Here is a 12,940-nt window from a genome sequence, read left to right on the forward strand (position 1 = left end):
CCTATCTGCATGTCCAAGCATTGCTCCCGCCACCGTTCGGGCGAATGGCGGCGGGGACTAATCAGGTTTGGAAGGAATAATCATGGCGCAGGAAATCGCGACGCTGGCAGGTGGATGCTTCTGGTGCACCGAGGCGGTGTATCAGAATCTGAAAGGCGTGAGCGCTGTCGAGAGCGGCTATATTGGCGGGTCGCGGCCTGACCCGACCTATGAACAGGTCTGTTCCGGCGCGACCGGCCATGCCGAAGCGATCCGTGTCAGTTTCGATCCCGACGTGATCAGCTATGCCGATCTGCTCGACATTTTCTTTGCGACGCATAACCCGACGACGCTGAACCGGCAGGGCAATGATGTCGGCACCCAGTATCGATCCGCCATCTTCCCCCATTCGCCCGCGCAGGAGGCCGAGGCAAAGGCCGCGATCGGCCGGGCGCAGCCGGACCATGCCGACGCAATCGTCACCACGATCGAGCCGGACGGCCCCTGGTATCCGGCGGAGGATTATCATCAGCAATATTGGGACCGGGTCGGCGACCGCAATCCCTATTGCATGGCGGTGATCCCGCCCAAGCTCGCGAAGCTGCGCAAGGGCTTTGCCGAAAAGATGGACGCCTGATTTTCCGCGACGTGCTTTACCGCATTTTGTAGCCAGCTTAGGCTATGGTTAAGATGGGCTATGCCAGTAGGGCGGCGAACCACGTCGGGGGACTGAAGATGAACAAGATGATGATGCTGGCCGCGCCGCTAATGCTGCTGGCTCTGCCCGGCTGTATTGCCAAGACGGCGCTGGACATCGCCACCATGCCGGTGCGCGCGGGCGCGCAGGCGGCGGACTGGGCGACGACCAGCCAGGACGAGGCCGACCGCAATTATGGTCGCAAGATGCGCGAGCAGGAAGCGCGCGATGGCAAGGCGCGCAAGAAGGCGGACAAGGAACGCCGCCGCCAGTGCAGGGATGCCGGCTACGACAATTGCGATTAAACACCGACTTTCGACTGCAATCCCGACCTCCGCAGGTGGAATTGAAGCTCTAAGCCGCCGCGCGTTTCAGCCGGTCGTTGATCGCCGCGCCTATCCCGTCATCAGGGATGGGGGCGACGGCGATGCGCTGCTGTGCGCTCGCGTCGGCGATGTGCAACGCGGCGAAGAGATTGGCCGCCGCCTCCCGCACGTCCGCCTCCGGGCTGAGATTGATGTGGCAGGGCATCAGGCCAAAGCCGATCAGATATTCGTCCCGCTCCGCCCGCATGGCTTCGAGCCGTACCGGCTTGGACGGCGCATAATGGCTTTCCAACTGGCCGGGCGCTTCGATCTTCGTTTCGCCCTTGCCGATCAGGACGGGCAGGCCGGTCGCTTCCTCCAGCATCGCCGCCGTCACTGAACCGGGGCGCAGCAGCCGCACATGATCATGCTCCGGCGCGGCGATGGTCGATTCCACGCCTTCGCTGGTCGGTCCTTCATCCAATATCAAGCGCACCCGGCCATTGAGGCTGGCCAGCACATGCTCGGCCCGTGTCGGGCTGATCGACCCGCTGCGATTGGCCGATGGCGCGGCAAGGGGGCGTCCGCTTTCGCGGATCAGCGCGCGCATCGCGGGGTGCGCTGGCAAGCGCAGCGCCACGGTGGGCAGGCCCGCCATCACCAGCGGGGAGAGGCCACTGTCGGCCCGGACCGGCAGCACCAGCGTCAACGGCCCCGGCCAGAACCGATCCGCCAGACTGTTGGCGACGGGCGAGAAATCCGCCAGCCGCTGCGCCATCGTCCGGTCGGCGACATGGACGATCAGCGGATTGAAACTCGGTCGCCCCTTAGCGCTGTAGATGGCGGCGACGGCGTGGCTGTCGGTTGCATCGGCGGCCAGGCCATAGACGGTTTCGGTGGGCACCGCGACTGGTTCACCAGCGCGGATCAGCAACGCCGCCTCGCGCAGGGATTCTGCGCCGTAGCGGCAGGATCGGGTGGAATAAGCTGGATTTGGGATGGTCACGGCCCCCGCGATATAGACGGCGAACCGACCGAGTAAAAGGCCATTGCGTCAGTCGCATGACATGGGCTGACGAGAGGAGCGGATGCGAGGCGCGCCATGGCTTGCCGCGCTGTCGCTCGCCCGGTAAGTCCCCGCCATGACCGACGATCTCCTCATCCGCATTGCCGAGGCGCTGGAACGGCTCGCGCCGCCGCCCGCGCCGTCCGCCGATCTTGCCGCGTCGCCTGCTTATGTATGGGACGGTCGGGCCATCCGGGCGGTGGAGGCATTCGCGCCGGTGGATTACGACCTGTTGACCGGGATCGACGCGCAAAAGGGCGCGCTGCTCGACAATAGCCGCCGTCATGCGGCGGGCCATGCGGCGCATGACGTGCTGCTATGGGGTGCGCGCGGGACGGGCAAGTCGGCGGTGGTGGCGTCCGTCGTCGGCCAGTTGCAGGGGGAGGGGCGGGACATCGCCCTGCTGCAATGCGCGATCGACGAACTGGCGAGCCTGCCCACGCTTTTCTCTTTGCTGCGCGGCACGAACCGGCCCTTCATCCTGTTCCTCGACGATCTCGGCTTTGACGAAGGGGTGGGCGATGCCCGGTCGCTGCGATCCTTGTTGCAGGGGGGCACGGCGGCGCGCCCGGCCAATGTGCGGCTCTATGTGACGTCGAACCGCCGCCATATCGTCCCCCGGCATCTGTCGGAGCAGGATGACCCGATCAACCCGCGCGATGTGGTGGATGACCGGATGGCGCTGTCTGATCGGTTCGGTTTGAGCCTGGGCTTCCATGCGCTCGATCAGGACGCCTATGTCGCGATCGTGCGCGGCTATGCGGACAAGCTCGGCATCGGTTTCGATCCGATGGAGGCGGTCCAATGGTCGACCCAGCGCGGCAGCCGGTCGGGGCGGGTGGCGTGGCAATATGTCGTCGAACTGGCGGGGCGCAACGGGTTGAAAGTCTAGCGGCAAGACGATCCTCCCCTTGCAGGGGAGGTGGCTGGCCGCAGGCCAGACGGAGGGGTGTTGAGCTATCGAGAGGGTGACACCCCTCCGTCATCGCTACGCGCTGACACCTCCCCTGCAAGGGGAGGATGAAGAACATCACACTCCCGCCTGCGCGGGAGTATGCGAGCCTTACATCACTTCCCCTTCGTCACCCGCCAGACCACGCCGCCGACATCGTCGCTGACCAGCAGCGCGCCTTTGGCGTCGGCGGTCACGTCGACCGGGCGACCATGGGCCTTGCCATCCTGGTCGAGGAAGCCAGTCAGCACATCGACCGGCTTGGCCTTGCCCGCCTCGCCATCGGTGAAGCCGACAAACACCACCTTATATCCTGCGGCAGGCTTGCGGTTCCAGCTGCCATGCAGGCCGACGAACGCGCCGTCCGTATAGGGCGCGCCCAGCGTCACCTTGTCAGCGAAGGTCAGACCCAGCGCGGCGACATGATTGCCCAGCGCATAATCGGGCCGCTTGGTATATTCGCGGATTTCCGGGCGCTGCGGCTGGACACGACGATCCTCATACCCGCCCCAATAATTCCACGGCCAGCCATAGAAGCCGCCAAATTCGATCCGCGCCAGATAGTCGGGCACCAGGTCGCTGCCCAGCATGTCGCGTTCATTCACTACGCCCCACAGCGCGCCACTCTTGGGTTCAAACGCCAGGCCCACCGGGTTGCGCAGGCCCGACGCCCAGATGCGATAGTCGCCGGTCCTCGGGTTGACCTCCAGCACGGCTGCGCGATTGGCTTCCGTTTCCAGCCCGTTTTCGCCGATATTGCTGTTGGACCCGACGCCGACATAGAGCATCCCTTCGGGGCTGACGGTCAGGCTGCGCGTCCAATGCATGTTGGGCGCCTGCGCGGGCAGGTTCAATATCTTGCGGCCCGGTGCGCTGATCCTGGTATCGCCCGGCTTGTAGGGGAAGGCCATCAGCGCGTCCGTGTTGGCCACGAACAGCGTATTGCCCAGCAGCGCCATGCCATAGGGCGAATTCAACCCGGTCAGGAAAGCTGTCTTGGTTTCGGCCCGCCCGTCGCCATCGGCGTCGCGCAGCAGCGAGATGCGGTTTGGCGATGGATCGCCAGCGCCCGCCTTGTTCATCAGATAGTTCATCACCCGGTTGACGATGCCGCCGGTCGGGCGGGGCGGGCTGTTGGTTTCGGCCACCAGTACATCGCCATTGGGCAGGCGCAGCATGGAGCGGGGATGGGACAGTCCGTCGGCAAAACGGGCGACGGCCAGCCCCTTGGCGGGCACCGGCGCTTCACCTGCGGTCCAGGGCTTTACTTCGGCGATATTGACCGTCGGGATCATCTCGCTGCGCGGTCCGGTGAATACCGGTTCGCGCCCCGTGTCCGCGCCGGGTGGCAACTGGGCCGTGTCCCCTTGCGCAAGATAGAGGAATGCGCCGCCGGCCAGCGTGAGGACGACGAGGGGGAGGGCGATCAGATGCTTGTTCATCCCCCACATCTATGTCGCCGTGCCGCATCGGGCAAGGTGGATGGGCGGCAGTTTCGACGCTTATTTGCGCCGGTCGCGCAGCCACAGCAGCACGGCGATCAGCACGCCAGCGGCCACACCCGCCAGCAGGCCGATGCTGGGCTGGCCCATCATCCCGCCAGTGATCGCTCCCCCCAGGATGAGGAGGGCGATGATCGCGCCCGCGCCGGTCGGCTCTTTCCTGTCATTGCTCATGCGCAGCCCCTTGCCATGGACGATGCGACAAGGCCAGAGGCTTTGCTGTCACAGGGCCGCGGGCGTCGTTTCGGGACTGGCCGTGCCGTTGCGGGATGTTTGTCCCATCATGGGACTTGGCTAATGACCTGTTCACCCTCGCATCCCGCCAACCCCGTCAAAGCGTTGAAATGGCACGGGGATTGAAGAAGGGAGCGAACCAATGGGTGTCGCCGGAAATATAATGGGGGTCGCAATGCAGTTGCCATATCTTTCGGGCCGAAAGAGCTATGAGGACGCCGCCGAACTGATGGCGCTGTTCGGCGAAAATGCCGGTTATGAAGCCGCTGCCCGCGCCGACCGCAGCCTGGACGTGGGCAACCATATCCATTTTTGCCACTGGCGGCAGATCGAACGCCTGATCGTGCTGCTGACCCATGATCAGCCGCTGGGCACGATTCACTGACGGTCGACCCGCGACTGGTTCGATGGTCTACAGGCGCAATCCGGCGGTTTCGGGCAGTCCCGCCAATATGTTGAGATTCTGCACCGCCGCGCCCGCCGCGCCCTTGCCCAGATTGTCGAGCGCCGCGACCAGCCGCGCCTGACCGGCGGCAGCATTGCCGAACACGAACAGTTGCAGCCGGTCGGTCGCGCCAACCTGTTCCAGATCGATCTTGCCCATGGCGTCGCTGTCGGCCAGCGCGGCGACGCTCACGATCGGCGATCCGGCATAGGCGGACGCCAAAGCCGCATGGACGTCCGCCAGCGTGGGCGATCCGGGCATTGCGCGCAATTGCAACGGCACTTCCACCAGCATCCCGCGATAGGCGTTGGCGACGGCAGGTGCGAACAGGGGCGCGTGAGCCAGTCCGGAATAGCGGGTCATTTCCGGCACATGCTTATGCGCGAGGCCAAGGCCATAGGCGCGCAGAGCGGTCGGCGCGCCGTTGGCCCCTTCATATTCCGCGATCATCGCCTTGCCGCCGCCCGAATAGCCCGACGCGCCCGACACGGTGACGGGCCAGTCGACCGGCAGCAGACCAGCCAGCGTCAGCGGCCGCACCAGCGCCAGAAAGCCGGTCGGCCAGCAGCCCGGATTGGCGACGAAGCGGCTGGCTGCCAGCTTTTCGCGATGCCCGGGTTCCAGTTCGGGAAAGCCATAGGTCCAGCCATCCGCCACCCGATGCGCGGTCGATGCGTCGATCACGCAGGTGCGGTCATTGTCGATCAGCGCCACGGCTTCGCGCGCAGCATCGTCGGGCAGGCACAGGATCACGACGTCAGCCGCGTTCAGTGCATCGCGGCGCGCGCGCGCATCCTTGCGATCCTTCTCGTCCAGACGGATCAGCGACAATTCGGAGCGTCCGGCCAGCCGGTCGGCGATTTCTATGCCGGTGGTGCCGACGCCGCCGTCGATGAAAACCTGTGTCGTCATGCGCCGATCCTCCGCCGCGCGATGATGGGTTGGGCATGATCCCCGGCCAGCCGCGCGACCACGTCGGCCAGGGGTTCCGCGACCACCGCCATCCAGTGTGCATTGGCGTGCAGCAGGGTCTTGCCGTCGATCATGATGCCGACATGGCGGGGGAAGAAGAGGATGTCGCCACGCTGCAACACGGCCTCGCTGTCGATCGGATTGCCGATCCCTTCGCATTGCAGGTCCGTGTCGCGCGGTACGGATATGCCGCACTGGCCCAGCGCGACCTGCACCAGTCCCGAACAGTCGATGCCGCGATGCCCGCGCCCGCCCCAGACATAGGGCTGGCCCAGATAGCGCTCCGCCACGGCGACCCAATCGGTGGCGATCGTGTCGAGCGGGGTGGCATGACGGATATGGATGAAGCCTTCGGCGCAGGCGATGAAGCCATCCTCCGCCTCACCCGAAAACAGCGCGCCGCCCGGCCAGTAGTCAGCGATCGGTGCCTTGATGTCCGGCGCGCTGAACAGCGGAGCGGTGTTGACGGTGATCCGGTGGCTCACCGGCTCCAGCACGTCCAGCGCTTCCCGCCGGATATAGCCGACATAGCCGTCATGCCCGCAAAAGCCCCAGGCCCAGTCGGTCATCACGTCCAGCGCATGGAATGTTTCGCCGCGCAGCAATTCGCTGACGGCTTCGCCCGTGGCCGATGGCGCGGTCAGGATCGGCGAGCCGGGCGCGACGCAGGTGAGCGGGACGGCGCGGGCGTAATGGGCGGAAAATAACGTCCCCGCCAGCGCCAGATCGGCCAGGTCACCCCGCGCCGCATGAACGCGGCGGTCGAGCGCGACGGAACGCCCGTCGAGCTTGAAACGGGTTCTTTCAGGCGGTTCGTTCCGCGCGGGGTTGTTCGTACCTGTCATCGCGCGCGGTTCCTGCGATGAAAAGGTGAAAGGCGTCAAGAAATTCCGCCCCTTTGGTGGTCCGGGTGATAAAAATATTGCGCCGGTCGCTGACATCGCGTTCGCGGCGCAGATAGCCCAGGGCCGACAATTTGTTGAGCGCGCGGGTGATTACGGGCTTTGACACATGCAGCGCTTCGGCCAGACCCCGCACCGTATGTGGCCCGGCGGCAATATAGACGGTCAGCATCAGCGCCATCTGCCGGTTGGTCAGATCGGGCTTGCCCGACCGGACATAGTCAACAAGGGTGCGCATCCAGTGGGTCAGCGGCAGCAGGCCGGGCCGGTCGATTGCGGGCGAAAGATCGGTGGCGGGATGAGCGTTCATGTGGCCTTAACGCACGATGCACAATCCGGTTGCGTAACGGACGCCGACATTCTCTTGCAATATCAATCACGCCCGTATCGCTGCTGCAACAGCCGGAAAACCGCGCGTAATCCCAATGCTTCGCCACCCTTCGCCCGGCCCGGTTTCGCCGTTGGCCGCCAGGCGAACGTGTCGAGATGCAGCCAGGGCACATCGTCCGGCACGAAGCGTTTGAGGAAGAGCGCGGCGGTGATCGCCCCGGCAAATCCGCCTTCGCCCGCATTGTTGATGTCGGCAATGTCGGACTTCAGCATGTCGGCATAGCCATCCCACAGGGGCAGCCGCCAGGTCGGGTCATCTACCGCCGTGCCAGCCGCCGCCATCTCCGTCGCCAGCGCATCGTCGTTGGCGAACAGCGCGGGCAGGTCCGGCCCCACCGCGACCCGCGCCGCGCCCGTCAGCGTGGCATAGTCGATGATGATGTCCGGCTTCTCCTCGCCAGCGCGGGTCAGCGCGTCGCCCAGCACCAGCCTTCCTTCTGCATCGGTATTGCCGATCTCGACCGTCAGCCCCTTGCGGGTGCGCAATATGTCGCCGGGGCGGAAGGCGTTGCCGCTGATCGCATTTTCCGCCGCCGGGATCAGCAGGTGCAGCCGCACCGGCAGGCGCGCGCCCATGATCAGTTGCGCCAGCGCCAGGGCATGGGCCGCGCCGCCCATATCCTTCTTCATCAGGCGCATGCCCGACGAAGGCTTGATGTCCAGCCCGCCACTATCGAAGCAGATGCCCTTGCCGATGATCGCGATGCGGGGCGCTGCCGGATCGCCCCATGTCAGTTCGATGAGGCGCGGCGCGAAGCTCTTGTCCGCAGCCTTGCCCACCGCATGGATCATCGGATAGCCCTGTTCCAGGGCATCGCCGCGGGTCGTGCTGACGCTGGCGCCGAACGTCTTGCCCAGTTGCGTCACGGCGGCTTCCAGATCGGGCGGCCCCATGTCGGCGGCAGGCGTGTTGACCAGGTCGCGCACCAGCGCGATCGCCTGCGCCAGCTGCACCGTCGATTCGATCCGCGCCACGTCGCTGGTCAGCAGCACGCGGGGCGCGACCGGGTTTTCGTCCTTGCGGTAGCGATCGAACCGATAATGCGCCGTCAGCCAGCCAAGGGCGGCCGCATCGGGCGATCCTTCGGCCAGTCGATACATGCCTTCGGGCAGGGTTTCGGCGAGTTTTGCGAGGCACCAGGGGCCGGGCGCGGTCTTGTTGGCGATGCCCGCCACCACCCACCAGTCGCCTGCGGCTTCGCCCGGCACGATCGCCAGTTCGCCCGGCTTCCCCTGAAATTTCTGCGCCGCCACAATCGCGCGGACCCGATCCGGCTGCGCCGCCAGCCAATCGTCATAGCCTGCCGCCTCGACAAGGTGGATCGAACGGGCGGGCTGGTCGTTGTCGGCTTTGAGCAAGGCTGAATAATCGGTCATGGGGTCGGTTTAGGAGAAAGGCGCAAGGGATGGAAAGCGCGAAATTTCATCGCCCGCATCGCACATGTCGCCCTTTCCCCATTTGCGTCCAGCGCCGCTGAGGCCTAGCTTCATCTGCATCGCAAAATGCCAAGGAGAGAGACGATGATTCATTCCGATGACCGCGGCCTCCAGGCCGCCCGCGCCCGTGCCTATGTGCTGGCGGAAAGCGGCCGTTTTGAAAATGGCCATGCCGTCGAACAGGCGCTGATCGCCGAGGGTTGGCCCAATGCCGGGCAGGCGCTGCAAAGCGACTATGCGCGCAAGGCGATCGGCGAACGCTGCCGCGCTGCGCGGGCGCACTGATGCGGCAGGGGGAACTGGCCCGGTCGGCGGGGCTTTTGGGTATCGCCGCGATGCTGCTGGTTGCTTGCAGCCCCTCGCACGAGGAGGCGGGCGGCAATGATGCGGCCAATGTCGCGGCGACCCGCTTTGCCGACAGGATGGCGGGAACGCCGCCACAGGCTCCCCCGGCCAAACCCTTCAAGCAGACGGACAAGAGCGCGCTGCTGGAATTCGCCTATGCCTATCCGGCGCAGGCGGCTGCCATCCCCGCGCTGGTCGACAAGTTCGACAAGCAATTGACGACGTCCAAGGCCGATGCGCTCAAAATGGCGAAGGATGACAGCGCGTCCGCCAAGCAGGCCGGCTATCCGTTTCGCGCGCACAGCCTGGAAACGGAATGGAGCGTTTCCGCCGATACCCCGCGCTTTTTGGCGCTCCAGTCGCAAACCTATGTCTTTACCGGCGGCGCGCACGGCATGACCGGCTATGACAGCCTGTTATGGGACAAGGCGCGCAGCCGCGAAACCAGTGTCAAGGCGGTGATGACCACGCCCGCCGCCTTCGCCGCCGCCATCCGCGACCGCTTCTGCGCCGAACTCGACAAGCAACGCGCGGAAAAACGCGGTGCGCCGGTGGTGCGGGACGCCGATGAATTCAGCCAGTGCATCGACCCGATGGAACAGGTGCTGGTGCTGACGTCCAAGGACGGCAAGCTGATCGACGGCGTGACCGTCGTGGTCGGCCCCTATAGTGCCGGGCCTTACGCGGAAGGGACGTATGAGGTCGCGCTGCCGGTCGATGCGGCGATGCGCAAGGCGATCAAGACGGAATATCAGGATGGGTTTGTGGCGGGGTAAGGTGATTTGCCCAGCTTTCCCATCCTCCCCTCGAAGGCAGAGTTATGGCAAATGGAACTCTTGCCCCTATCTTCATCGTCATGCTGAACTTGTTTCAGCATCCATTTCGCCTCCCCAGCGGCGGCTTTGGCGCATGATGGATCCTGAAATAACTTCAGGATGACGTTGGAGGAATAACGAAAAGTCATACGCCTGTCTCTTATACACATCTAGATGTGTATAAGAGACAGGCGTCGGCCTGTGAGCGCGCAGTCGCGCCGCTGTCTCTTATACACATCTAGATGTGTATAAGAGACAGGCTTTCCCATCCTCCCCTCGAAGGCAGGGTTATGGCAAATGGAACTCGTGCCCCTATCTTCATCGTCATGCTGAACTTGTTTCAGCATCCATTTCTCCTCCCCAGCGGCGGCTTTTGGCGCATGATGGATCCTGAAATAAATTCAGGATGACGTTGGAGGAATAACGAAAAGTCATACGCAATAGTCCTCCCCTTGCAGGGGAGGATGAATGTTAAACCGGCACACCATAGAGATCATGCTCGTCGGCGTCCTCGATTGTGACGTCGATCATGTCGCCAGCCTTTTGTCCTTCGCCGACATCGCGCAGGAACACATTGCCGTCGATTTCCGGTGCGTCGGCCTGTGAGCGCGCAGTCGCGCCGATTGAGCCGTCCTCCTCGTCCGGTTCGCCCACTTCATCGACGATTACCGGCAGCACGCGGCCGACCTTGGCCGAGAGCTTGGCGGCGCTGATCGCGGCGGTCTTTTCCATGATCCGCTGATAGCGTTCTTCCTTGACCTCGTCGGGCACCGCGCCGGGCAGGGCGTTGGCCGCCGCACCCTCGACCGGCTCGAAGCGGAACGCGCCGACACGGTCGAGTTGCGCTTCATCCAGCCAGTCGAGCAGATACTGGAAATCCGCCTCCGTCTCACCGGGGAAGCCGACCACGAAGGTCGAGCGGATGGTGATGTCCGGGCAGATGCTGCGCCATTTATGGATGCGGTCCAGCACCTTGGCTTCATTGGCCGGGCGTTTCATCGCCTTCAACACGCTGGGGGCGGCATGCTGGAAGGGAATGTCGAGATAGGGCGTCAGCAGCCCGTCGGCCATCAACGGGATGACCTGATCGACATGGGGGTAGGGGTAGACATAGTGCAGCCGTACCCAGGGCGCGCGCCCTTCGGCGGTGCGCAGCTGCCCCAGTTCGCGTGCCATGTCGGTCATGTGCGCGCGCACGTCGCGGCCTTTCCACTGGTGCGTCTCATGCCGCGTATCGACGCCATAGGCCGACGTATCCTGGCTGATCACCAGCAATTCCCTGGTCCCCGCCGCGACCAGCTTCTCCGCCTCGCGCAGCACCGCGTCGATCCGCCGCGACACCAGATCGCCCCGGATCGAGGGGATGATGCAGAAGGAGCAGCGATGGTTGCAGCCTTCGGAAATCTTCAGATAGCTGTAATGGCGCGGCGTCAGTTTCAGCCCGCCTTCGGGCACCAGGTCGACAAAGGCGTTGGGGACGGGCGGCGATGCGTCATGCACCGCGTTGACGACCTGCTCATATTGATGCGCGCCGGTGACGGCCAGCACTTGCGGGAATTTCGCGCGGATCAGGTCCGCCTCATCCCCCATGCAGCCGGTCACGATGACGCGGCCATTTTCGGCCATCGCCTCGCCAATCGCTTCCAGCGATTCCTCCTTGGCCGAATCGAGAAAGCCGCACGTATTGACCAGCACGACGTCGGCGCCGGCATAGTCGGCGGACATCTGGTAGCCGTCGGAGCGCAGCTTCGTCAGGATGCGTTCGCTGTCCACCAGGTTTTTGGGACAGCCGAGCGAAACCATGCCGATTTTCGGCGCGTCAGGAAATTTGGTTGCCATGATGGCCGCGCACATAGGGATTTTTGCGCGGAATGTCACGCCGCGCGATTGGCGCGCGCTTTCAGGCCTGCTCGCCGCCTGTCTCCAGACCCTCGCTCTCGACAATCTCGATGATCAGGTCGCCGGTCTGAAGCTGTTGCGCGCCCGGCTCCCAAAAACCGATCGGCCGATCGTCGCGATAGATGCGTACGCCAAGGCCGGTGGTGATGGCGGACAGCGGCCCGCCAATTTCCTGCGGGCTGACAAAGCGCTCGTTCAGCTTCACCCGCCCGCCAGACGCCGCCAGATCGGCCATATAGTCGGCGATATGCTTGCCGCTGGTGCTGCCCGCCAGCAGCAGCCCGGCAAAGCTGACCGGGTTGATCACCGTGGTTGCGCCCGCCTGCCGCGCGGGCAGTTCATTATCCTCGTTCCGCACGACGATGCTGATCGGCAGGCGCGGGGCGAGGTGGCGGGCGGTCAGCGTGATCAGGATCGACGTATCGTCGCGCCCGGCCGATACGATCATGCTGCGCGCGCGGTGGATCGCCACGTCCTTCAACGTCCGGTCGCGGGTCGAATCCCCGCACAATATATTGCACCCCTGCGCCTCGGCCAGTTCCAGCGCGGCTTCGCTGCCGTCGATCACGACGATCTCACGCGGGTCGGTGCCGCGCGCGAGCAGTTCATGCACCGCTTCCTGCCCGCTGGTGCCAAAGCCGGTGACGATGATGTGATTGTGCAGATCGGCTTGTATGCGGGCCATGCGCCACCTGTAGAGGATGTTGCGGAGGAAAAGCGAATAGGCTGTGCCGAGGAAAATGAGCCACACGAACAGCCGGATCGGCGTGACGAACAGCGATTCGAACAATCGCGCTTCGGGTGTGACCGGGACAATGTCGCCATAGCCCACCGTCGTCACGGTGACGGTCGTGAAATAGAGCACATCGACAAAGCTGATATGATTGTCGAGATTATCCTTCAGCCCGTCCCGCCCGACCCAGTGGAGCAGTAGCACCACCGCGATCAGCGCGAATACCAGGCCGACGCGCCAGCTCAGGTCCACCCACATCGGCAGGGA

At 64.5% G+C, this 12,940-nt stretch carries 16 protein-coding genes; 6 read left to right on the top strand and 10 right to left on the bottom strand.

Annotated features, from left to right (window positions below; translation table 11 throughout):
* Positions 1–82 precede the first annotated feature (82 nt).
* On the top strand, positions 83–616 hold the full coding sequence (msrA, locus tag FE851_RS05115; protein ID WP_145200439.1) for a peptide-methionine (S)-S-oxide reductase MsrA: 534 nt from the start codon (positions 83–85) through the stop codon (positions 614–616).
* A 98-nt stretch (positions 617–714) separates the two neighbouring features.
* On the top strand, positions 715–981 hold the full coding sequence (locus FE851_RS05120) for a hypothetical protein (RefSeq protein WP_017182779.1): 267 nt from the start codon (positions 715–717) through the stop codon (positions 979–981).
* Positions 982–1,030: 49 nt separating this feature from the next.
* On the opposite strand, the gene FE851_RS05125 is transcribed toward FE851_RS05120, so the two are convergent.
* Entirely contained in the window at positions 1,031–1,987 is a 957-nt protein-coding gene (locus tag FE851_RS05125) for an L-threonylcarbamoyladenylate synthase (RefSeq protein WP_145200442.1), read from the bottom strand.
* A gap of 136 nt (positions 1,988–2,123) precedes the next feature.
* Between FE851_RS05125 and FE851_RS05130 the strand changes: the two genes are divergently transcribed.
* Complete coding sequence (locus tag FE851_RS05130) at positions 2,124–2,939, top strand: ATP-binding protein (protein WP_145200445.1); 816 nt, start codon at positions 2,124–2,126, stop codon at positions 2,937–2,939.
* Between the two features lie 176 nt (positions 2,940–3,115).
* Here FE851_RS05130 and FE851_RS05135 read toward each other — a convergent pair whose 3' ends face one another.
* Entirely contained in the window at positions 3,116–4,441 is a 1,326-nt protein-coding gene (locus tag FE851_RS05135; RefSeq protein WP_145200448.1) for a PQQ-dependent sugar dehydrogenase, read from the bottom strand.
* A 60-nt stretch (positions 4,442–4,501) separates the two neighbouring features.
* Entirely contained in the window at positions 4,502–4,675 is a 174-nt protein-coding gene (locus FE851_RS26015) for a hypothetical protein (protein ID WP_017184730.1), read from the bottom strand.
* A 235-nt stretch (positions 4,676–4,910) separates the two neighbouring features.
* Here FE851_RS26015 and FE851_RS05140 point away from each other — a divergent pair, with 235 nt between their 5' ends.
* Entirely contained in the window at positions 4,911–5,120 is a 210-nt protein-coding gene (locus tag FE851_RS05140) for a hypothetical protein (RefSeq protein WP_017184729.1), read from the top strand.
* Positions 5,121–5,147: 27 nt separating this feature from the next.
* Here FE851_RS05140 and argC read toward each other — a convergent pair whose 3' ends face one another.
* From argC to FE851_RS05160, 4 genes are all read right to left on the bottom strand, one after another.
* Positions 5,148–6,092, bottom strand: a complete 945-nt coding sequence (gene argC / locus FE851_RS05145; RefSeq protein WP_145200451.1) for an N-acetyl-gamma-glutamyl-phosphate reductase — start codon at positions 6,090–6,092, stop codon at positions 5,148–5,150.
* Positions 6,089–6,997, bottom strand: coding sequence for an NlpC/P60 family protein (locus tag FE851_RS05150; protein WP_107126112.1), 909 nt, complete (start codon positions 6,995–6,997; stop codon positions 6,089–6,091). The genes argC and FE851_RS05150 overlap by 4 nt, the downstream gene beginning before the upstream one ends.
* A complete protein-coding gene (locus FE851_RS05155) occupies positions 6,957–7,364 on the bottom strand; it encodes a MarR family transcriptional regulator (protein WP_017184726.1) in 408 nt (135 codons plus the stop codon). The genes FE851_RS05150 and FE851_RS05155 overlap by 41 nt, the downstream gene beginning before the upstream one ends.
* 62 nt (positions 7,365–7,426) lie before the next feature.
* The gene (locus FE851_RS05160) at positions 7,427–8,821 is read right to left on the bottom strand and encodes a leucyl aminopeptidase family protein (protein ID WP_145200454.1); all 1,395 of its coding nucleotides are present in this window, start codon (positions 8,819–8,821) and stop codon (positions 7,427–7,429) included.
* Positions 8,822–8,965: 144 nt separating this feature from the next.
* On the opposite strand from FE851_RS05160, the gene FE851_RS05165 reads away from it, so the two are divergent.
* Together FE851_RS05165 and FE851_RS05170 are read left to right on the top strand one after the other, a co-directional pair.
* Entirely contained in the window at positions 8,966–9,166 is a 201-nt protein-coding gene (locus FE851_RS05165) for a hypothetical protein (protein ID WP_017184723.1), read from the top strand.
* Complete coding sequence (locus FE851_RS05170; RefSeq protein ID WP_145200457.1) at positions 9,166–10,002, top strand: PdaC/SigV domain-containing protein; 837 nt, start codon at positions 9,166–9,168, stop codon at positions 10,000–10,002. Before FE851_RS05165 ends, FE851_RS05170 begins: the two co-directional genes overlap by 1 nt.
* A 209-nt stretch (positions 10,003–10,211) precedes the next feature.
* Here FE851_RS05170 and FE851_RS26020 read toward each other — a convergent pair whose 3' ends face one another.
* The 3 genes from FE851_RS26020 to FE851_RS05180 form a co-directional block, all read right to left on the bottom strand.
* Positions 10,212–10,388 (bottom strand): hypothetical protein, encoded by a 177-nt coding sequence (locus FE851_RS26020; RefSeq protein WP_186378757.1) that lies wholly within the window; start codon positions 10,386–10,388, stop codon positions 10,212–10,214.
* A 124-nt stretch (positions 10,389–10,512) separates the two neighbouring features.
* The gene (rimO, locus tag FE851_RS05175; protein ID WP_186378758.1) at positions 10,513–11,895 is read right to left on the bottom strand and encodes a 30S ribosomal protein S12 methylthiotransferase RimO; all 1,383 of its coding nucleotides are present in this window, start codon (positions 11,893–11,895) and stop codon (positions 10,513–10,515) included.
* 46 nt (positions 11,896–11,941) lie between these two features.
* Positions 11,942–12,931, bottom strand: a complete 990-nt coding sequence (locus FE851_RS05180; protein ID WP_409994494.1) for a potassium channel family protein — start codon at positions 12,929–12,931, stop codon at positions 11,942–11,944.
* Positions 12,932–12,940: the final 9 nt, after the last annotated feature.

It is taken from the genome of Sphingobium sp. B2, from assembly GCF_007693735.1.
Taxonomy (GTDB): Bacteria; Pseudomonadota; Alphaproteobacteria; order Sphingomonadales; family Sphingomonadaceae; genus Sphingobium; species Sphingobium xenophagum.